16 protein-coding genes and 1 tRNA gene are annotated in these 20,253 nt (G+C 41.0%); 13 read left to right on the plus strand and 4 right to left on the minus strand.

The window, feature by feature from the left end; translation table 11 throughout:
- Positions 1 to 83: 83 nt before the first annotated feature.
- From HXT60_RS01450 to murI, 10 genes are all read left to right on the plus strand, one after another.
- Positions 84 to 392 carry an exodeoxyribonuclease VII small subunit gene (locus tag HXT60_RS01450; RefSeq protein ID WP_192381779.1) on the plus strand — a complete coding sequence of 103 codons (309 nt, stop codon included), beginning with the start codon at positions 84 to 86 and terminating at the stop codon, positions 390 to 392.
- 49 nt (positions 393 to 441) lie between these two features.
- Positions 442 to 514: transfer RNA gene (locus HXT60_RS01455), tRNA-Arg, on the plus strand.
- A gap of 82 nt (positions 515 to 596) precedes the next feature.
- Positions 597 to 899 carry a type II toxin-antitoxin system RelB/DinJ family antitoxin gene (locus tag HXT60_RS01460; RefSeq protein WP_004124722.1) on the plus strand — a complete coding sequence of 101 codons (303 nt, stop codon included), beginning with the start codon at positions 597 to 599 and terminating at the stop codon, positions 897 to 899.
- A complete protein-coding gene (locus tag HXT60_RS01465) occupies positions 896 to 1,201 on the plus strand; it encodes a type II toxin-antitoxin system YafQ family toxin (RefSeq protein ID WP_004124725.1) in 306 nt (101 codons plus the stop codon). The genes HXT60_RS01460 and HXT60_RS01465 overlap by 4 nt, the downstream gene beginning before the upstream one ends.
- Before the next feature lie 263 nt (positions 1,202 to 1,464).
- The gene (gene ileS / locus HXT60_RS01470) at positions 1,465 to 4,875 is read left to right on the plus strand and encodes a mupirocin-resistant isoleucine--tRNA ligase (protein ID WP_410310628.1); all 3,411 of its coding nucleotides are present in this window, start codon (positions 1,465 to 1,467) and stop codon (positions 4,873 to 4,875) included.
- A 282-nt stretch (positions 4,876 to 5,157) separates the two neighbouring features.
- Positions 5,158 to 6,045 (plus strand): ABC transporter permease, encoded by an 888-nt coding sequence (locus tag HXT60_RS01475; protein WP_410310627.1) that lies wholly within the window; start codon positions 5,158 to 5,160, stop codon positions 6,043 to 6,045.
- Complete coding sequence (locus HXT60_RS01480; RefSeq protein WP_410310626.1) at positions 6,042 to 7,049, plus strand: ABC transporter permease; 1,008 nt, start codon at positions 6,042 to 6,044, stop codon at positions 7,047 to 7,049. Before HXT60_RS01475 ends, HXT60_RS01480 begins: the two co-directional genes overlap by 4 nt.
- Positions 7,050 to 7,191: 142 nt before the next feature.
- Positions 7,192 to 8,940 (plus strand): ABC transporter substrate-binding protein, encoded by a 1,749-nt coding sequence (locus HXT60_RS01485; protein ID WP_421791228.1) that lies wholly within the window; start codon positions 7,192 to 7,194, stop codon positions 8,938 to 8,940.
- A 16-nt stretch (positions 8,941 to 8,956) separates the two neighbouring features.
- Positions 8,957 to 10,582 carry an ATP-binding cassette domain-containing protein gene (locus tag HXT60_RS01490; protein ID WP_014554721.1) on the plus strand — a complete coding sequence of 542 codons (1,626 nt, stop codon included), beginning with the start codon at positions 8,957 to 8,959 and terminating at the stop codon, positions 10,580 to 10,582.
- A gap of 50 nt (positions 10,583 to 10,632) precedes the next feature.
- Positions 10,633 to 11,415: a glutamate racemase gene (gene murI, locus HXT60_RS01495; RefSeq protein ID WP_004115668.1), complete on the plus strand. Its 783-nt coding sequence runs from the start codon at positions 10,633 to 10,635 to the stop codon at positions 11,413 to 11,415.
- 77 nt (positions 11,416 to 11,492) lie between these two features.
- Here the strand turns inward: murI and HXT60_RS01500 are convergent, their stop codons facing one another.
- Positions 11,493 to 12,197: a vitamin K epoxide reductase family protein gene (locus HXT60_RS01500; RefSeq protein ID WP_004116863.1), complete on the minus strand. Its 705-nt coding sequence runs from the start codon at positions 12,195 to 12,197 to the stop codon at positions 11,493 to 11,495.
- A gap of 81 nt (positions 12,198 to 12,278) precedes the next feature.
- Between HXT60_RS01500 and HXT60_RS01505 the strand changes: the two genes are divergently transcribed.
- Entirely contained in the window at positions 12,279 to 13,166 is an 888-nt protein-coding gene (locus tag HXT60_RS01505) for a PHP domain-containing protein (protein WP_004137925.1), read from the plus strand.
- 8 nt (positions 13,167 to 13,174) lie between these two features.
- On the opposite strand, the gene HXT60_RS01510 is transcribed toward HXT60_RS01505, so the two are convergent.
- Positions 13,175 to 13,399 carry a DUF3107 domain-containing protein gene (locus HXT60_RS01510; protein ID WP_004112344.1) on the minus strand — a complete coding sequence of 75 codons (225 nt, stop codon included), beginning with the start codon at positions 13,397 to 13,399 and terminating at the stop codon, positions 13,175 to 13,177.
- Between the two features lie 82 nt (positions 13,400 to 13,481).
- A complete protein-coding gene (locus HXT60_RS01515; protein ID WP_004575051.1) occupies positions 13,482 to 15,017 on the minus strand; it encodes a phosphotransferase in 1,536 nt (511 codons plus the stop codon).
- Between the two features lie 151 nt (positions 15,018 to 15,168).
- Between HXT60_RS01515 and HXT60_RS01520 the strand changes: the two genes are divergently transcribed.
- Positions 15,169 to 16,752, plus strand: coding sequence for an ATP-dependent helicase (locus tag HXT60_RS01520; RefSeq protein ID WP_004575085.1), 1,584 nt, complete (start codon positions 15,169 to 15,171; stop codon positions 16,750 to 16,752).
- Between the two features lie 125 nt (positions 16,753 to 16,877).
- On the opposite strand, the gene HXT60_RS01525 is transcribed toward HXT60_RS01520, so the two are convergent.
- The gene (locus HXT60_RS01525; RefSeq protein WP_020760564.1) at positions 16,878 to 18,704 is read right to left on the minus strand and encodes a zinc-dependent metalloprotease; all 1,827 of its coding nucleotides are present in this window, start codon (positions 18,702 to 18,704) and stop codon (positions 16,878 to 16,880) included.
- Between the two features lie 219 nt (positions 18,705 to 18,923).
- On the opposite strand from HXT60_RS01525, the gene HXT60_RS01530 reads away from it, so the two are divergent.
- Positions 18,924 to 19,856: a YlbL family protein gene (locus HXT60_RS01530; RefSeq protein ID WP_004112354.1), complete on the plus strand. Its 933-nt coding sequence runs from the start codon at positions 18,924 to 18,926 to the stop codon at positions 19,854 to 19,856.
- Positions 19,857 to 20,253: the final 397 nt, after the last annotated feature.

Consider the following 20,253-nt stretch of genomic DNA (forward strand, 5'->3'; position numbering starts at 1 on the left):
CGTAAAATCTAAAAGTCTTAAAAATAAAAACGCAAAAATTTTAAATAAAAAAATCTTAAATAAAAAATTAGAAAAGGATAATTATGAGCGACGAAACAAAAGACGCAGGTGCAAAAGTTGACGCTATTAGCACGCTTAGTAGCGAAGAGCGAGCTGCGATTAACGCAATGCCTTATGAAGAGGCGCGCGAAAAGCTTGTGCAAGCTGTTAAAGCACTTGAGGCTGGCGGTTTGACTTTGGATCAGTCTATGCATCAATGGGAGCTTGGAGAGGCGCTAGCAAAGCGTGCGCAGGGCTTGCTTGCTGCTGTTCGCGCTAAGTTGGATGCGGCTCAAGCGGAGCAGTCTGCTACGGCTGCAACCGCTGGAACGCAATCAAATCTTGAATCTTGAGCATGTTATAGCGTGTAAACCACGCTATAGTGTATAATTGCCATTTGTTGCCTCGGTAGCTCAGTGGATAGAGCACCACTCTCCTAAAGTGGGTGTCGTCAGTTCGATTCTGATCCGGGGCACTTTTCTTATTTATTGCAAGTGTCATGCGTGTGTATAATAGACATATATTGTATGTAATTATGACAATGGATGGTGTTTTTTATGGTTGTTTCAGCGGTCGCAAGAATTAATTTCAGAACAGATGAGAAAACTAAGCAAGATGCAGAAGTCTTATTTGATGCTTTAGGTCTTGATATGTCTACTGCTTTAAACATGTTTCTTAAGCAGGCAGTACGTGAACAAGCTCTACCTATTAGTCCGTCGCTCGTTACGTCTGTTCCCAACGAAGCAACGCTTAAAGCTATGAATCACGCTAATCAAATTATAGATGGCAAAATTTCTGAAGACGGCATTGTTTTTAGCAATGCTAATGAAGCTAAAGCATTTTTGGATAATATGTCATGAAAATTATTTTTGATACTCAATTTCAAGCAGATTTACGGAAGTTGCTTCGAGAGAATCCATCAATTAAACACGAATTAGAGGACTTAATTGACAGTATTTATGAATTTGAAGAAGTTCCTGAATCTTACAATCCTCACCAATTGAGCCATCCTCGTGGGATGTATAGCGGATATTGGGAATTGCATTTGCAAGAAGGAAAATTTGATGTAATTCTCATTTATAATTACCGATATAATATTCCTGTTATTAGGTTTGTGCGCATAGGATCTCATAATAATTTATTTCATAATGGGCATAAATGAGATTTTGAAAGTTCACAATGTTAGGGGATAGTGTTAGATTGTTTCTAACTTAAGCGATGATCCGTTATCGGCGGGGAGTTTTCGGAAGAACGGCGAGGATTCGTAAGATTCTCGCTTATTAGAACCGACGGGGTTGGCCCGTATAGCCAAACACGAGAGGCTGCAAGAGTTGCGTAAGCATCTTGTAGCAAGCGAGGTGGTACCGCGGCAATAACTGTCGTCCTCGCAGGGAAATATTCACCCTGTTGAGCGAGGAGAGCACAGTGAGCGAATCCACTAATCCAGCAACTAGCGTGTGCGCAAATACGTCTGCAAATCACGTATATCCGAAAGCAAATGTAACTGCATCAACGCAAGAAAACGCCGGCGCGCAAGTTGCACCGAATCCTTCTTTCCCAAAGCTTGAAGAATCAGTTCTCCAGTACTGGGATGCAAACAACACTTTCCGCAAGTCAATCGAATATCGCCCGTCTGGCAAGGGTAGCCAAAACGAGTTCGTGTTCTTTGATGGCCCTCCATTCGCAAACGGTCTTCCTCACTACGGTCACCTTCTTACAGGCTATGCAAAAGACGTCGTTCCGCGCTATCAGACTATGCGCGGACGCAAAGTAAACCGCGTTTTTGGTTGGGATACTCACGGTCTTCCTGCAGAGTTGGAAGCGCAGAAGGAACTCGGCATTGAGTCGGTTGAACAAATAGAAAAAATGGGCATCGCGAAGTTCAACGATGCTTGTCGTGCTAGCGTTTTGAAGTATACAAATGAGTGGCAAAACTACGTACATCGTCAGGCGCGCTGGGTTGATTTCGAGCGCGGCTACAAGACGCTAAACATTCCATACATGGAATCCGTAATGTGGGCATTTAAGCAGCTTTACGATAAGGGCTTGGCTTACAAGGGTTACCGCGTGCTTCCGTACTGCCCAAAGGACCAGACTCCGCTCAGTGCCCACGAGCTTCGCATGGACGCGGACGTGTACCAGAATCGTCAGGATACTACCGTTTCCGTCGCCGTTAAGCTTCGCGACGAAGACGATGCTTACGCAGTATTCTGGACCACTACTCCTTGGACAGTTCCAACCAACTTCGCAATCGTAGTCGGTGCAGATATTGATTACGTGGAAGTTCGCCCAACTGAAGGCAAGTTTGCTGGCAAAAAGTTCTACATTGGTAAGCCTTTGCTTGGTTCCTACACTAAGGAACTTGGCGAAAACTATGAGGTTGTGCGCGAACTTAAGGGCGCTGAGATGGCTGGCTGGCGCTACTACCCAGTATTCCCTTACTTTGCAAGCGATTCTGCGCTCGCTGAGGGTGGCACTCCTGGTCCTAACGCTTTTACGATTTTCACAGCAGATTATGTTGACACCGCTGAAGGTACTGGCCTCGTTCACCAGGCTCCTTACGGTGAGGACGATATGAACACGCTTAACGCGCACGAAATTCGCAGCGTTGACGTGCTCGACGCAGGCTGCAAGTTTACAAGCGACTGCCCAGATTACGAAGGCTTGTACGTTTTTGACGCCAACTTGCCAATTTTGCGCAACTTGCGTGCAGGAGACGGCCCGCTTGCTCAAATGCCGGAAGATCAGCGCGCGTTGCTATTCCAAGAAAAAAGCTACGTGCACAGCTATCCTCACTGCTGGCGTTGCGCAACTCCGCTTATTTATAAGCCTGTTTCTAGCTGGTTTGTATCTGTTACGAAGATTAAGAAGCGCTTGCTTGAGCTTAATCAGGAGATTAATTGGATTCCTGGAAATGTTAAGGACGGCCAGTTTGGTAAGTGGCTTTCTAACGCGCGCGACTGGTCTATTAGCCGTAATCGCTTCTGGGGCTCGCCAATTCCAGTGTGGGTGAGTGACGATCCAAAGTATCCTCGCGTAGACGTTTACGGTTCGTTGGATGAGCTTAAGGCTGATTTTGGCGACTATCCTCGCGATGACGACGGCAATGTGAATATGCACCGCCCGTATATCGATCGCCTTACTCGTCCAAATCCAGACGATCCTACTGGAAAGTCGCAAATGCACCGTATTACGGATGTTCTCGATTGCTGGTTTGAGTCTGGTTCTATGCCTTTCGCGCAGTTCCATTATCCTTTTGAAAATAAGGACTTCTTCGAAGAGCACTTCCCATGCGATTACATCGTTGAATATATTGGCCAGACTCGTGGATGGTTCTACACGCTTCACATTATGGCCACGGCTCTGTTCGACCGACCAGCTTTTAAGAATGTGATTTGCCACGGCATTGTGCTTGGTTCCGACGGTCAGAAGATGAGTAAGCATTTGCGTAATTACCCAGATGTGAACGGTGTTTTCAACGAGTACGGTTCGGACGCAATGCGCTGGTTCCTTATGTCTTCGCCAATTTTGCGCGGTGGCAATTTGATTGTTACTGCAGACGGAATTAGGGATACTGTTCGTCAGGTTATGCTTCCAGTTTGGAGCTCATATTACTTCTTCACTTTGTATGCGAACGCTGCAAACGGTGGTAAGGGTTACGATGCTCGCAGGCTTCGCGCGGACGAGGTTGCAGGACTTTGCAACATGGATCGTTATTTGCTTGCTCGCACGCGTTTGCTTGTTGAGCGCGTAGAAAAATGCTTGAACGAGTTTGCAATTAGCGATGCTTGCGCGGCAGTAAGCGATTTTATTGACGTGCTTACGAATTGGTATATTCGCGGCAGCCGCGACCGATTCTGGAATGAAGACGAGACTGCTTTCAACACGCTTTACACTGTGTTGGAAGTGTTTATGCGCACGATTGCTCCTCTTGCTCCTATGGAAGCAGAGGCTGTGTGGCGTGGTCTTACTGGCGGCGAATCCGTGCATTTGGCTGATTGGCCTTATTTGGTTGAGCCGCAAATGCTTTCAGATGGCGAGAAGAACCCTAAGGCTGGCGAAGTCACTGAGCTTGGTGCTGTTCTTGCGCACGACGATGCTTTGGTTGCTGCTATGGATAAGGTTCGCGAGGTTGTGTCTTCTACGCTTTCTTTGCGCAAGGCGGAACAGTTGCGTGTGCGCCAGCCGTTGGCAAACTTGACTGTTGTTGCAGAAAATACTGCTGCTGTAGAGCCTTACGAGCAGGTGCTTGAGCGCGAGCTTAACGTGAAGAATGTCACATTCTGCACTTTGCAAGATGCAAGCGAACACGGTTTGAAGATTGTTCACGAGCTTAAGGTTAACGCTCGCGCGGCTGGCCCTCGTTTGGGTAAGCAAGTGCAGTTTGCTATTAAGGCTTCTAAGAGTGGCGATTGGCGTGTTGACGAGTCTGGCGCTCCTGTTGTTATGACTCCAAACGGCGAAGTTGCGCTTGAACAAGGCGAGTATGAGCTTATAAATCGCGTTGAGTCTTCGGATGCTCAAGCGGCTGCGAATACGGCTTCTTCTGCAATGCCAACTGGCGGTTTCGTTATGCTCGACACTGCTTTGACTAGCGATTTGCTTGCTGAAGGTTACGCTCGCGACGCTATTCGCGCTGTTCAGGATGCTCGTAAGGAGAACGGTTTGGATGTTACAGACCGAATCGCTTTGACTTTGAATGTGCCTAGCGTGGACGTTGCTAAAGTTGAGCAGTTCCGTGATTTGATTGCTAACGAAACTCTTGCTACAAGCTTAGAAGTTACTGAGGCTGATTCTAGCGCAACTGAGCTTAGCGTAAGTCTTAAGCGCGCGTAAAAAACACAACTAACAGCTAATTAACTAAACAAAAAACGTGCCGTTGTATGATTCATACGTCGGCACGTTTTGTTTGTCTTCGGATTTCGCATAAGTGTAGGCGAAATCGGGGTCGCGATACGCTCTAAGCGAAAAGTGAAGCAATGCGACACTCTGATTTTCTACACTTCCATACCTTCATATAAATTCGTTATGACAACAATACAAATTTATTCATGTTTGTATTTGTTAGTTTTATAGAAAAATTGCAATACGAAAGTGCAGGTAACGAAATGAGTGGCGATGAAAAGGGGCGGTGTATTTTATTCGCGTAGTAAGCGCGACTTATCAAGTGTTACCGCAATTGTTGGAATTGCAATAATATCACTGTTTGTTTTATTGGCGATTTTTGCCGACCTTTTTACTCTTATTACAGGTAATGATCCATATAGCGAAAATCCCGATGTTTTGTCGGATTCTTCGTTGCCTATAGGCATAGGCGGAATAAGCTCAAAACATTGGTTTGGCGTAACGCCATTGCGCGGAATTGACTTATTTGCAATCATCTCTCACGGCGCACGGATCTCTCTTGGAATTGGCTTAGCTTCTACTGCAATCTCCGTTGTTTTAGGCGTTGTAATTGGCGTTATTGCTGGTTATTTTGGTGGTTTTGTTGATTTTGCAATTTCTCGCATTATGGACGTGTTCTTTGGGTTTCCGTTCCTAATCTTTGCGATTGCGCTTTCTGCGATTGTGCCTCAAACTTTCCCGCGTCCGCTTCTTTTAACTCTTATAATCGGCTTTTTTGGTTGGTCTAGTATGGCGCGATTGGTTCGCGGCGAAACACTTAGCCTTAAAAATCGCCATTTTGCTGTGGCTTCTAGAGTTATGGGCGCTAGTGCTTTTCATGTTTTGCGCAATCAGATTTTGCCAAACATGCTTCCAATAATCATTGTTAATACAACACTTTCTATACCAGGCCGTATTGCACTTGAAGCGGCACTTTCATTTCTTGGCGTTGGCATGAATCCGCCTTCGCCTTCGTGGGGACGCTCAATATCCGACGCAGTGCAGTGGGCATTGGTAGACCCGTGGTATTTAATATTCCCAGGTTTATCTTTGTCCCTGCTTGCGCTCGGGTTTAATATGCTGGGCGATTGGCTTTCTTCAAAAATGGAGATAGCAGCATGAGCGTTTTTATTTACATTATTAGGCGCGTTGCAAGCGCTTTGGCTGTTATTGCTGTTATTGCAATGGCAATGTTTTTGATTTTCTTTATGACTCCAACAAATCCTGCTCAGCTTATGTGCGGCAAACCTTGCACGCCTGAGCGTTTAGCACAAGTTTCTGCGTTTATGGGAACTGATTTGCCTTGGTATAGTCAGCTTTTTAACTATTTGCAGGGTATTTTTGTTGGCCGTACTTTTGGCGATTCTGCATCTGCCAGCGCAATTGTTTGCGCGGCTCCTTGCTTAGGATGGTCTTTTGCGCTTAATGAGCCTGTTACTGGTTTGATTTTTAGTCGTTTTCCAGTTACAGCATCAATCGCCATTGGCGCTGCTGTTTTGTGGATGATAATTGGCGTATTTGCAGGCGTTTTGCAAGCTGTTAAGCGTGATTCGTGGATTGACCGCTTAATTGTAGCAATATCTTCGATTGGTATTTCGTCTCCTACCTACTTAATTGGTTTGCTGGCGATTATTGCTTTTGCGGTTTACATTCCCGTTTTTCCTACGGGTGGATATGTTAGCTTCTTTGCTAATCCTTTTGACTGGGCTTGGCATCTGCTACTCGCTTGGATTGTTTTAGCGTTGATAAATGGCGCTTTTTATGCGCGCATTACTCGTTCTACAATGATTAGGGAATTTGGTAAAGATTATGTGCGAACTGCAATAGCAAAGGGCATGCCCGATTCACATGTTGTAGTAAATCATGCTTTGCGAAATGCGATTTTACCAATATTTACAATGTTTGGTTTAGATCTTGGCGGTCTTCTTGGTGGAGCGGTTATAACTGAGCGTGTGTTCTCTATGCACGGGTTGGGTTCGCTTCTTTTAGACGCTGTTAAGACTTTTGATTTGCAAGTTTTGGTTGGAGTTACGCTGTTTTCGGCCGCTCTTGTAATAATTGCAAATCTTATTGTTGACGTCTGTTATTGTTTGCTTGATCCTAGAGCGGCTAAAGTCGCCCTTTAAAGTGGTGATTAGTGAGCGATTAAAATCGCCAGCAAAATCGCCATTAAGGTTGCAACTAAAGTCGCTACTAAAGTCTTCTTTAAATCACAATAATAAAAATTTTTAATAACTTTATAACTTTATAAAAAATTAAGGAAAAATCATGCAAAATACACAAAATATACAAAATTATTATCAAATCATCAAAAAATTTAATCGCGGTTTTGCTCTAAATATATTAAGAGCAATTGCTGTAATTCTAGTGTTTTCGCTGGTTTATGCATTTTCTGCTTGCGGAAGTGCTGTGCAAAGTGGTCAAAACCTACAAAAAAGACTACCAAATGCTTCTGTGCTTAATAGCAATCCAAAAAAGGGCGGAACGCTTACGATTCTAAGCTCTGAATCAAAAATGGATTTTGATCCTGCAAGAAGTCAGGGTTTGCCAATAACTTCTAATAGCCTAGTTTTCCGCGCTTTAACAACGTGGAAAGTAACGCCAAGTGGCAAAACGCGTGTTGTTGCCGATTTAGCAACAGATACGGGAACTGCTTTAGACGGCGGAAAAACTTGGAAGTACACTCTTAAAAAAGGCATTAAATACCAGGATGGAAGCCCAATAACGTCTAAAGATATTAAATATGGTCTTGAGCGTTCTTTTGCAAACTCGCTTACAGGCGGATTCGGTTACCACAAAGCGCTTTTGGAAGGCGCTAAAGACTATGCCGGTCCGTTTAGTGGCAAATCTTTGGATTCGATTGAAACTCCAGACAATCAAACAATCATTTTTAAACTAAATGCTGCTTTTGCTAATTGGCCTTGGGTTGCGTCTTTGGCGGCCTTTGCTCCCGTTCCGTTAAATTCTGGGAATGCGCAGGATTATGGTAAAAGCCCAGTTGCTTCTGGACCGTACAAAATTGTTGAAAACGAAGTTGGCAAGCAAATTGTGATGGTTAGAAACACTAATTGGGATTCCAGCGCGGATTCAATTCGAGCTAATTACCTAGACAAGATAATTTGGAAGCTTGGTGTTGATCCTTCTGTTGCTGCCCAATCTATGATTCAAGGCAATTCTGGCGCAGACAATGCTATTCTTGCAGATTTTGTGCCTCCAGCTCAACGCGCACAAGCTAAAGCAAGCTACAAGTCGAGCAATCTTTTAGTTACAAGCGGTGACGGAGCGTTGGAATATTTGGCCATGAACAATCGCCGTATTAAAGATGTTAAGATCCGAAAGGCGATTCAGTACGCTGTAGATAAGCAGTCGTATCAGCGAGCAAAGGGCGGTGCGGTTGCTGGCGGTTTTGCAACAACGCTTATTACTCCAGGCGTAAGCGAGCGCAAAGTCTATAATCTCTATTCTGCAAATCCGCGTGGGGACGTAGAAAAGGCTAAACAATTATTAAAGGAATCGGGTAAATCTAAACTAAAGTTTAGTCTTATTGCTCGCCCAGATCAGGCGCAAGTGGCATCTTCTATTCAAGCAAGCTTAAAGCGCGTTGGAATTGATGTTTCTATACGAACTGTGGATTCGCAGATTTTTACCGATATGATTACTGGCGATTCTGGCGACTACGATTTAGCTTTGTCTAAATGGCAGCCTGATTTTCCTTCTGCGTATGCAAATATTGGTCCGCTTTTTGACTCTTCGCAAATAGGCGGCGGCAATTGGAATATATCTCGCTACTCGAATCCAAAAGTGGATTCCTTGATTCGTCAAGCTGTTGGCGTTATAGATAAGTCGCGTGCAGATTTGCTTTGGCAGCATGTTGATAAAGAGATTATGCGCGATTCTCCAATCGTTCCGCTTATTTACTCTAAGAACACTTATATTCACGGAAGCAATGTGGAAAACTTCTTTGTTGGGTCTTTCCCGGCTTATCCAAACTATGCGCGAGTTTCGCTTAGAAACTAGAAAAGGATTTAAGAAAATGTTGGAAAATCGCGAAAACCCAGTGCTCAGCGTTAGTAACTTGTCTATTGCGATTGGCAAAAATCAGATTACGCATAACGTATATTTAAACTTATATGCGGGCAAAATTAGTGCGCTGGTTGGCGAATCTGGTTCGGGAAAGTCCTTAACTTCGTTGGCGTTAATGGGTCTTCTTCCAGGCGATTTTAGTGTTTCTGGCAAAGCGGTTATTAATACAAGCGCTAATGACAGTTTGGATTTACTAAGCAATAATGCTCCGTATTCTTATATTCGTTCGGGGCTTATTTCAATGGTATTCCAAGAGCCATCTACCGCATTTAATCCAGTTATGCGCATTGGCAAGCAAATTGAAGAGTCATTAAAATATCATCCCGAAAAGTTTGGCAAGACGAGCGCTCGCGCTAAAAAATCGCGAGTTCTTGATTCCCTTAGCGAGGTTGGCCTAAAGGATGTAAATCGCGTTTATAGGTCTTATCCGCACGAACTTTCTGGAGGGCAGCTTCAGCGTGCAATGATTGCAATGGCAATTATTAATCAACCTTCTTTGCTTATTGCAGACGAGCCTACAACAGCTTTGGATGTTACAACTCAGCGTAAGATTTTGCAGCTTTTGCGAGATTTAGCTAAAAAGCATAATATTGCGGTTTTGATTATTACGCATAATATGAGCGTTGTTAAGGCTGTTGCAAACACAGTTTATGTTATGAACAGTGGCAGTATTGTTGAAAGTGGGCTAGTTAAAGATGTGTTTTCTAATCCTAAAAACAGCTATACGCGATCTCTTTTAGACTCTATTGTTGATTTTGATATTAGTAATTTAGCTAGCGAATCAACTAGTTCGGAGGCTGGCGATTTTTGCGTAAACATTCAAAATGTTTCTGCTAAATATGCTAAGTATTCTAAAATTTTCAACCCTTCTAAGTACGCAATAAGTGATTTGAACCTTAATATTTTAAGGGGGAAAACGCATGCGCTGGTTGGCGAATCTGGTGCTGGAAAAACAACGATTGCAAAGCTTATTTCTGGTCAGCTTAAGCCAGAATCTGGCAGCATAAGCATAGAGGGTCTTAATTTATACTCCGATTGCAAAAAACGCGCAAATCGCAAGATTTTAAGCAATATTGGGTTCATTTTCCAAGATTCTGGCTCGGCGCTAAATCCTTTAAAAACTGTAGGTTGGAGCATTGCCGAGCCTCTTATTGTCAATAAAAGTCTTAGCGAAGAAGAGCGCAAAAAGCGCGTGGAGCTTGTTCTTAATCAAGTGCATTTGCCATTAAGCTTAATAAACAGGTTCCCGCACGAGCTTTCTGGCGGTCAAAAACAGCGAGTTGGCATTGCGCGAGCGTTAATAAATCGTCCTTCTTTGATTATTGCAGATGAGCCAACTTCGGCGTTAGATGCAAATCATTGCCTAAAAATCCTAAATCTTTTAAGTAGCTTGCAAAAGCAGTACAACTTTTCGTGCTTGTTTATAACGCATGATTTGGCTTTAGTAAGCCGCATTGCTAGCCAAGTTAGTGTTATAAAAGGCGGAAGGATTGTTGAGCAGGGAAGCGTTAAAGATGTATTGCGTTTACCTAAAAATCCATACACGCGCAGTCTTATTGATGCTGTTTTGCAATGATTATGTTTGTGCTAAAAAGTACCATTGTAAGAGTTTATTAGGAGGTTTTTATGTCTTCGTGCGCTCCAATAGGTGTATTTGACTCTGGGTTAGGTGGTATTTCTGTAGTTCGTGAGCTTCGAGAAGCAATGCCAAATGAGCGCATTATATACTTTGGGGATTCTGCTAATGCTCCATATGGCATAAAAACTCCGCAAGAAGTGCGTGAGCTTAGTTTTAAGATTGTTGAGCATTTTGCAAGTCTTAATGTTAAAGCTATTGTTATTGCTTGCAATACTGCCACTTCTGCTGCTGTTAAAGATTTGCGTGAGCACTATAGTATGCCGATTATTGGCATGGAACCTGCTCTTAAGCTTGCTTGCGATTTAGGTGGCGGCAAGCCTCAGCGCGTGATTGTTGCTGCTACTCCTTTAACGCTTAAAGAGCGCAAGTTTGCGGAACTTATGAATCGTTTTACGCAAGATCACCAAATTTTTTCTAGACCGTGTCCAGATTTGGTAGAAATTGTGGAAAATGGTGATTTAGGCAATAAAAATATTGTTATGAGTGCTTTGCATAAGTATTTTGATTCTTATGATTTAAACAATATTGATTCAGTTGTTTTAGGCTGTACTCATTTTGTGTTTTATAAAAGTTATTTTCGCGAGTTTTTGCCTGATTGCGTGAAGATTGTAGATGGTAATGCTGGCACTATTCATCATCTTAAAAGCGTCTTAGATTCAATGAATCTTCTTGCGGATAAAGATGACGAGGGGAGTGTTTTGCTCACTAACTCCGATTCAAGCGATCGTATTGCTAAGCTATCGCAATCTCTGCTTAATAGTGACTGCTGATTATAACTTTAATTTAAATTGCAGCTTATAAATATGTGATGAAATATGTGATGAATTTAGTTGTATAAGCTTTTGATTCAACTAAATATAGCATGACCGTATTTGCTTAAAATTAATAGCACGATTACGAATATCCATAGTGAGTCTACGATTAAATCGTAGTTAATTCTGTAATACGCGTTTAGAATTTTATTTTTTAATCCAATTCCTTGCGCGCTAACTGTTGCGTGGCTAAGTGACATGAATTGTATAGTAGTGCAAAACATTAGTACTAAGCACCATGGGCAAAGAACTTGTATTACGAACATTGATTGAGAAAACAGCCAATACGCGTACAAGAGTGCGCATAATCCGCCTATCCAACTAAATATCGCTAGCCATTTTGGAAGTTTTACTTTTGCTATTCCGACTACAGCAAGTGTTACAAATACGCTTTCGGCTGCTATTCCAAAGAAGGCGTTAGGGAAGCTTAGTTCGCCAAATCGTATGAATTCTGCTTGCCATGTTTGAGCTACTTTAGAGCATGATACGAGAGTGTTTATATCGCATCCAAGCGCTTTGTGCGGTGTGCGCGCAAGAGCTAAAGTCTCAGAAGATAATATTAGAGATGTTAGAAGGGCTATTGCAGAAGTAACTAGCATAATAGCGTAAACCCAAGTAGCAGAATGTCTCCAGCCTTTTAATGAGTTTGTTTCGTAAAGTGTTTTTTCGTCTACATTGTTTTCCGTTTTAGATAGCTCATTTATATTTGTGAGTTCTGTTTGTGAATTACAGCTATCCATAAGTACTCCTGTAAACGCTAATAATGTAGGGATTAATCGTTTATAAGATAAACGTTACATGCCACAGTTTACGATAATTGTATGACTGTAACTAGCACTAGCGCTGATATTGATTTTTTTGCAAACCCTGATGAGAATAATTCTGGTTGGGATTTGCATTGTCATACCTTTTATTCCGATGGTACAAAGTCGCCAGAAGATTTGGTAAATGAAGCTAAAACTATTGGTCTTAAAGGTGTGGCTATTACAGATCACGATACTACTGCTGGTTGGAGTGATTTTAAAGAAGCTGCTAATATTGCGGATTTTCCAGTTATTTTTGGATCCGAAATCACATCTGTAGAAGGTAATATATCTGTTCATATGCTTGCTTATCGTTATAATCCAAACGACGAGTGCATTATTGAAATGTTTGATTTAACAAGGAAACGTCGTTTAAATCGTACGCGTAAAATGGTGGAGCTTATGTCGCACGATTTTCCGATTACTTGGCAAGATGTTCTTAATCAAGCAGGTAAAGGGAATCTGACTACGATTGGCAGACCACATATTGCAGATGCATTGGTTTCTGCAGGTGTTTTTGAAACAAGATCTCAGGCTTTTGCAGGGCCAGTAGCGCCTCATGGACCTTATTACATTCCTACGCCTTCTCCCAGCGTTGATGAAGTTATTAAAGTTATTAAACATGCTGGGGGAGTGAGTGTTATTGCACATCCTGCGGATTATAGTAGGAATCCTGTTATTCTTTCAGACTCTCAAATTGCTTATTACGCTAGTTTAGGTCTCGATGGTTTAGAAGTGTATCATCGTGGTAATTCTTTAACGCAAAGACAAAGACTATTTGGATTAGCAAAAGACTTGGATTTGCTTGTTACTGGCGGCTCTGATTGGCACGGAAGCGGGAAACCAAATAGTCTTGGTGAAGAAACAACTAGCGACGAAGTAGTGAGTAAAATCCTAAATCGCTAGTTTTGTAATTACAATGCGTTGAAACCAACAGTGTGTGTTGGGGTATCTCCGATTATTGCATAGGCAAAAGAGTTGCTAGGTACAACAATTTTCCTGTTATTTTTATCTGTAATGGTGATTAATTTTTCGTCTTTGATTGCATTGGTTATAATATTCTGCACGTCTTCTTCGCTTTGTTCTGATTCAAAGCTGATAGTGTCGTTTACGTGTTTAACTCCGATTGTTACCTTCATTTTGTTTCCTTTAATACTTTTGATACTTTTAATAATTGGTTTCTTTGATTTTACTTAATATTTAGCATCTAATATTTAGCATTTACGAATTACTCAGTTTGTCTTTAGCATCTTTAATAGCTTGATCTGCATCTTTTAGCATTGGGATAATAATAGTTGCTGGCTTATCTAAATCTTCATTGTTATTTTTGCCAGTATTTTCTACATTGTTATCTTTGCTTTCGATGCTGTTATTGCTCTCAATCTTGCTTTCGATGCTTCCGTCACTATTCTTGTTACTATTATCGGCGTTATTGATAATGCTATTTATAACTTGTGTTTCTAGATTATCAGCAACAGATGTAGTTTTAGTAGCATTCGTATTATCAGACTCTTTGTAAGAATCTTCTTGCGCTTGTGAATTTGAATAGTTCACTTTTGTAGGGTTTTCACTCGTGCTGTCGTTATTGCTGTTTAAAGCAATTGTCTGACTTTTAGCACTTATATTGCTCTCATTTGTGGCATCAGAAGATTCAATAGTATCGTCTTTAACTATATCTCCTACAGTTAGAGAAGACGCAGGATTTGCGCTTGAATTGTTGTTTTGATTAGCATTTGCGTTTCTAGAATTGTTTATACGCGTAAGCTCGTGAGCAAGACGTTCTACTTGTGCTTTAAAGCGCATGATCCCAGTTGTATCCGCACGCTGCAAAGCTTGAACAAAGTCGCCAACCTGCTCCATTTGAAGCCATAGGTTTGCGCGAAGCATAATCATGCTGTCTAATCTGGCTCCTAGCATTCTTCCGTAAGCGCTAAGAAGTGCATTCCTATGCTGTTCATTAAGTTTTGCAAAAATCCACGCTAAATCTCGCGCAGGATCGTTGATTTGCATGCTCTGCCAATTGGTTATTGCAGTAATCGTAGATCCAGAAAATAGAAAATCTCCATCTTTAAAACCGCCGTGAACAGGGCAAGTGTCAAATGCCCACAATCCATCGGTTTCAAGCACTCTGGACCAGTTATCGGTGATTTCAGTAGGAATGTGACCAGCTTGACGTAGCCTTTTAATCCAAGATGTTAATTGTGCTCGAATCTGACCAGTAGTAAAAGTAGGGTAGCCGCCTTTTGTTAAAAATGCTGGGCTTAGTCGGTGAATTGCGCCCATGGCTGTGCCAGCGTTTACGCAATCGTCTGTTGTAAGAAGGCTTAATTCTCTAGCGCTTCCGTTTAAATGTGGGCAAATCAATACTGTTGGATTATTAAAATCTGCCTGTCCAAGTCTTTCGCCATATAAGCTGTTTGAATCAGATTGGTTATCTTCTTGTGTAGATTGTGTAGATTGCGCAGCTTTTGTATTTTGCGTATTTTGATTGTTCTGGTTTGAAAGGGAGCCAGGAACAAACTTAAGCATTTCTTCGTGTGCAAATCCAAGAGCTGCAAGTCCTTTGGTTTTTTGCAGCACCCATGCTGCTCTAGCTCTGTCGTGTAAGCGTTTTTGCCCTTTTTTCTCGGAGCTTACAAAAATGTCATAAAGGTTACCAGAAACGTCTTGAATAACGGCATGAGATATTCCCGCAGCGGCATCGGTGGCGTTTGCCTGCTCACTTTGGCGGGTTCCGGCGAATTGTACTTCTGGCATGACCGATGAGGCCAGCGCTACCAACTTGAATCTGCTTATCTGTGTCACAGTTCAACAGTAATACAAAGCAGCGAGATATAGTCAAATAACCTTTAACCACATTTGTGTTTTAATCTTTTATTTTTTCTTTGTTTGCTGTAACAATAGAAATATGATTTCTTCTCCAGAGTCATTATTGAATGATTTAGATGATTCACAGCGTGCAGCAGCCATGGCGTTAAATGGTCCTGTTCGCATTGTGGCGTGCGCTGGTGCTGGTAAAACTCGCACTATTACACGCAGAATAGCGTATGCGTGTGCTAAAGGAGAATGGGATGAAAATCGCGTTTTGGCGGTAACTTTCTCTGTAAAGGCTGCTAAAGAAATGCAAGAACGTCTTAAAAAATTAGGTGTTAATAATGCGACTGTTGCAACTTTTCATTCTGCAGCATTAAAACATTTACGTAAGGTATGGGATTCAGTGTGCTCAGCTCCTTTTCCAAGAATAATGGATGATCCTAAAGAAGTTACAGAGCAAGCATTGATTCATTACACAGATCTTGCAAATATGACGTCTGTGCAAATAAGAGATATTATTTCAGAAATTGATTGGGCGAAAGTTTCGCTTATTGCACCAGATGATTATGCGAAAGCATATGCTTGTGTTCATAGAGAACTCCCTGCGGGCTTAGATGTTAAACAATTCGTAGAAGTTTATAAAGCGTACGAGATTGAAAAAAATACGCGTAATCTTATTGATTTTAACGATTTGCTCCTTTTAACCTGTCATATTTTAAGATCTTTCCCTAATGCTGCTAAACAGATTCGTAGTTTAATAGGTTGGGTTACTGTTGATGAGTATCAGGATGTTTCGCCGTTGCAACATGAGCTTCTTGTACTATGGTTGGGCGATAACCGCAATATTTGCGTTGTTGGAGATCCTGCCCAAACCATCTATTCTTTCGCTGGTGCTAGTAGCTACGATTTACTTGAGTTTCCAAAAGAATTTGCACCAATCTACGCGGATATTAGTTTGAATACGGATTACAGGTCTACAGAACGTATTGTTGGTCTTGCTAATCGTGTTCTTTCACAATCTGCGTGTAGGCGTGATTATTTAAAATTAAAATCAAATATTAAGGGTGGCGCTCGCGTTTCCAAAAGTATTTATAATACTGATTACGATGAGGCTCTTTCTGTTGCTCAGCAGATTTCTAAAGCTGTTAAATCGGGGGATGCGCTTCCTACGGATTTTGCTATTCTTACGCGCACTAATGTTCAGCAGAATATGTTTTGTAGAACATTAGGTAGCTTGGGCTTACATTTTTCTGTTAAAAAAGATGCTGGTCTTCAACCTGATGTGCTCGATAATAATATAGATAATACAGAAGTAAGCAATTCCAATTCATCGGTTGCTGGCGACTTATCCTTTGCTGATACAGATAATAAGTTTGTAGATAATGTTTCCGAAAAGAAGCATGTTGATTTAATTAAAAAATCTTTACTTCCTGTAACTATATCTACAATTCACGCGTCTAAAGGTTTGGAATTTAAACACGTTTTTTTGGTTGGCTGTTCTGAAGGTCTTCTTCCTTTTGGATCTTCTGTTAGTAGAAGTGAAGATGAGGATGAAGAAGAACGCAGACTTATGTATGTTGCAATAACAAGAGCGGAAAAAACCTTGCATATTTCTTACGCTCTTTGCAAGGATTATGGAAGTGGTATGCAAAGAACTGTAAGTCATTTCTTAGAATAATTTGTTTAAAATAATTCTAAGAAAATCGCAAGTTTTTCCGCTCTGTTTTATTATTTCTATTCATTTATTATTCATTTGTTATTTATTTATTGTTATTTATTATTTATTTATTTATTATTCACTTATTATTTATTTATATCTGAATCGGGATTTGAATCAGAATCAGTTTCACCGTTATCTGAATCTTCGTCAGCATTGTTGTTTGCGTCATCAGATTCGTCGTCAGACGTGTCATTAGATGCTAACAGTTTGCTTAATTCATCGTCCCAATTCACATCTTTGAGTTTCTTTTCTAAATCTTCACTATTCTTGAAGTCTTCCAAATTAGGCATATTCATGCTTGATTCTTTTGACTCTTTATTTGTTTCAGTTTCCGATTCAGAATTAGACTCAGCATTAATTTCAGCATTAGTCTCAACATTATCATTTTTCTTATTTTCATAAGAATTTTCATGTTCAGACTCGTCGTTATCAATCTTAGAAGCTGACGACTCTTCATTATCTGTAGAATCAGCCTCATAGGATTTGCTTGCCTCATCTTTGTTTGTAGAATCTGCAGAATCTATTTGCTTATTATTATCTGTGCTATTTTCATCTGTAGTATTCGTTTTTTTATCACTTGCGTTTGCCTCATCCTGAGACTCTGGTAAATCAGGCAAAAGATCAGGATGATTCCACATAGAGTCTCGCTCCTCAATGCCTTTTTCGTTTGTGATTGAATCCCATAATGCTGCAGCTTCTCGCATTCTGCGCGGTCTTAATCTCAATCCGATAAGAGATTCAAAAGTTATTTCCGAAGGTCCACCTGCAGCGCGCTCGCGTCTCATCATCTCTCTAAGTTGATCGATGTGTGGAATATGTGCCATTCCAGCACGCCAAATAACGCAATCAACCCAGCCTTCTGTAAGAGCAAGAAGTGTTTCCAGTCCTTTAAGAGCCTGTTTTTGACCCTCTGTTTCTGTATCTGCAACTTTAGAAATATCCACCGCTCCAGAAACAGCTTCTGGATCCATTTCTTGAATATCTCTAAGCTGGTCTTCTACAGCATCTAAGTCAATAGAAATACCATCTGCATACTTTATAATCAGAGCTTCAAAACGTGGCATAAGCCATGGTACAGACGCAAACAAGCGAGCGTGTGCAAGTTCGCGTAAGGCAAGATAATTCATAACTTCTGTTACGTCTAATCCCCAGGTTTTTGCATAATCTATGCAATTGTATGGAATAAGACCTCCAGCTGGATTGTTAAGTAGTGCTATACCTTGATCGAAGCTTCCATGAACCTCGTGAGATAATGCTCCAGCAGCGTATCCTAGTTGCATAGCAAAAGATGTATTTCCGAGCAATCTCATAAACTGGTCAGGTTGTTTTACCTCATCTGGCATAGGGATTGGCATAATTCCATCGTATATGCCATCCACTTCTGTATCTTGTGAATCGCCGAATCTTGCGGATATTACGCTTGTAAACGCCTCGCACACAGATTTTGCAACAGGGTTCGCGAATTTAACCCACGAATCTATTGTTCCTTCAATCCAATCAGATCTAGAAAGAATATCAGGTGTTCCTGGCGCAGGATTTAAGTTGCAACTTGTGTCTAGCCACAAGTTTGCTTGGCTAAGTGCTCTTCTAGCACAGTCCGCAACTTCAGCGTTTACGGTTCCTCCATCGCTTGTTGATCTTTGAATAGCGATAGATTGTGCAAGCTTTTTATTTATTGGACCGTCTTCGAGAGTCACTCTCATTTCAAGAGGATTGTTTAATCCTCCTGTAGAAAAAGCTTGCATCATGGCGTGAACTTCGCCTGGTGTCGGAAGTCCTCCAATTCCACACCTTTCCTTGATGTGTTCGCGTATGTCAAAAGGGAGGTTCTCAAAGTTGTGCCATGCTTTTTCGCCTTGTTCAGAACCAAAGCAGTCGACGAGCCACTGGTGAATTTCTTCTTCGCTCATAGTTAAGTCCTTACAGTCTTAGTTAAAAGTCATCTAATATTTTCTACGTTATTTCGCATTCATTTATTAGTGTGACTTTTTGCAGCTTATTACAGATTCTACCTGATATACGGCAATTTTCATTCAATAAATCAATAATTTAAGTAACTTTTTTAATTTAATATTTTAAATGAATCCTAATTCCGTTATGCGTATGGCTTGAGTATAGAATTATTTCTTATGACTAATAAGATATTTGCTGTTTTTAATAATGTATGTATGACTGTTATAAGTTTTACGAGTAGAGTTTTTAATTATTTTGTTAAATATTTTTCTTCAAAATCCGTGCAGTATTTTATTGGACTGATCATTGGTGTTCTTGCGATTATTGTGCTTTTTCTTCCTAGCGCATATGTTGTTGAAGAGCCAGGGCCAACTCAAGACGTTTTAGGAAAATCTTCTGGAAAATATGTGATAAACGTAGATAATCCTAATAATCCTAATAAAAAAGCTGCTTCAGCTGCTTCGGGTTTAAAATCGCATTCAAAAAGTGGCAAATTGCTTTTAGTCACAGTAAATACATCTGGAGTGCCAGGGTATGAGATTCCAAATATTTACGCTGTTTTATCTTGGTTTGATTCAAAAAAGCAGATTTTGCCGCGTGAGGTGTTAGTACCTGTAAATCAAAATGCAAGTGATTATAAAAAAGAAACAAATAAGCAGATGACTTCCTCGCAATCTTCTGCGCAAGTGGCGGCTTTGGATTATGCGAAGAAACATCTTAATGTGAATGTAAAAAACGTAAAAGTTAAGATGCATATAGACGATATTGGCGGTCCTTCTGCAGGAATGATGTATGCTTTGGGTATTTTAAACAAGCTAACTGGCGTAGATTTGGCTGGCGGCAAAACAATAGCAGGCACGGGAACCATTGATAATAATGGGAAAGTTGGGGCAATCGGCGGAATTCGTTTAAAGATGATATCTGCTAAAAGAGATGGTGCAAGATGGTTTCTAGCGCCAAATAGCAATTGCGATGAGGTGGTTGGCAATATTCCGCAAGGTTTAAACGTAGTAAGCGTTAAGACTTTAGATGATGCGTATAAAGCGTTGGAGAAAATTAAGGCTGGTAAAAGTATAAAGTCTTTTAAAACGTGTAATGCGAAGATGTAGAAGGTGTAGAAGGTGTTGCTTCATTTTTAACTCTTTATCTCTTTAACTCTTTATTTCTATTATCGAAAATCCTATATTTAGTATGTTTTATTATGCAAAGTGCTGCATATTGTGTTTTAAGACACGCCGAGTGTGATAATTTCGATGCTAAAAGCGAAAAATATAAAGTTTCCAATATATTTTTAACGTATTTTATGGTGATCTTTATAGAATCTAGGAATTTTTACGAATGTTAAAAAATGTGTAGATTTTCCTTGAATTTTCCTATGGGGGGGGGGTACAACTGTATACGTGCTTTGCAGTAGTGCACTGTATTATTTTGCATTTGAGCGTTTGGAGCGAATTTAACTACTGGTTTTGGGGAAGCTAGGTATGCTTACGTTTATTTAACGCTTGC

It is taken from the genome of Gardnerella sp. KA01002, from assembly GCF_049244015.1.
Taxonomy (GTDB): domain Bacteria; phylum Actinomycetota; class Actinomycetes; order Actinomycetales; family Bifidobacteriaceae; genus Bifidobacterium; species Bifidobacterium vaginale.

Excerpts from the sequence above, each read along its gene's own strand:
- HXT60_RS01450 (WP_192381779.1), top strand. The coding sequence starts at position 84 with ATGAGCGACGAAACAAAAGACGCAGGTGCAAAAGTTGACGCTATTAGC.
- HXT60_RS01460 (WP_004124722.1), top strand. The coding sequence starts at position 597 with ATGGTTGTTTCAGCGGTCGCAAGAATTAATTTCAGAACAGATGAGAAA.
- HXT60_RS01510 (WP_004112344.1), bottom strand. The coding sequence starts at position 13,399 with ATGAAGGTAACAATCGGAGTTAAACACGTAAACGACACTATCAGCTTT.
- HXT60_RS01465 (WP_004124725.1), top strand. The coding sequence starts at position 896 with ATGAAAATTATTTTTGATACTCAATTTCAAGCAGATTTACGGAAGTTG.
- HXT60_RS01515 (WP_004575051.1), bottom strand. The coding sequence starts at position 15,017 with ATGCCAGAAGTACAATTCGCCGGAACCCGCCAAAGTGAGCAGGCAAAC.
- HXT60_RS01520 (WP_004575085.1), top strand. The coding sequence starts at position 15,169 with ATGATTTCTTCTCCAGAGTCATTATTGAATGATTTAGATGATTCACAG.
- murI (WP_004115668.1), top strand. The coding sequence starts at position 10,633 with ATGTCTTCGTGCGCTCCAATAGGTGTATTTGACTCTGGGTTAGGTGGT.
- HXT60_RS01485 (WP_421791228.1), top strand. The coding sequence starts at position 7,192 with ATGCAAAATACACAAAATATACAAAATTATTATCAAATCATCAAAAAA.
- HXT60_RS01500 (WP_004116863.1), bottom strand. The coding sequence starts at position 12,197 with ATGGATAGCTGTAATTCACAAACAGAACTCACAAATATAAATGAGCTA.
- HXT60_RS01530 (WP_004112354.1), top strand. The coding sequence starts at position 18,924 with ATGACTAATAAGATATTTGCTGTTTTTAATAATGTATGTATGACTGTT.
- HXT60_RS01475 (WP_410310627.1), top strand. The coding sequence starts at position 5,158 with ATGAAAAGGGGCGGTGTATTTTATTCGCGTAGTAAGCGCGACTTATCA.
- HXT60_RS01490 (WP_014554721.1), top strand. The coding sequence starts at position 8,957 with ATGTTGGAAAATCGCGAAAACCCAGTGCTCAGCGTTAGTAACTTGTCT.
- HXT60_RS01505 (WP_004137925.1), top strand. The coding sequence starts at position 12,279 with ATGACTGTAACTAGCACTAGCGCTGATATTGATTTTTTTGCAAACCCT.
- HXT60_RS01480 (WP_410310626.1), top strand. The coding sequence starts at position 6,042 with ATGAGCGTTTTTATTTACATTATTAGGCGCGTTGCAAGCGCTTTGGCT.
- HXT60_RS01525 (WP_020760564.1), bottom strand. The coding sequence starts at position 18,704 with ATGAGCGAAGAAGAAATTCACCAGTGGCTCGTCGACTGCTTTGGTTCT.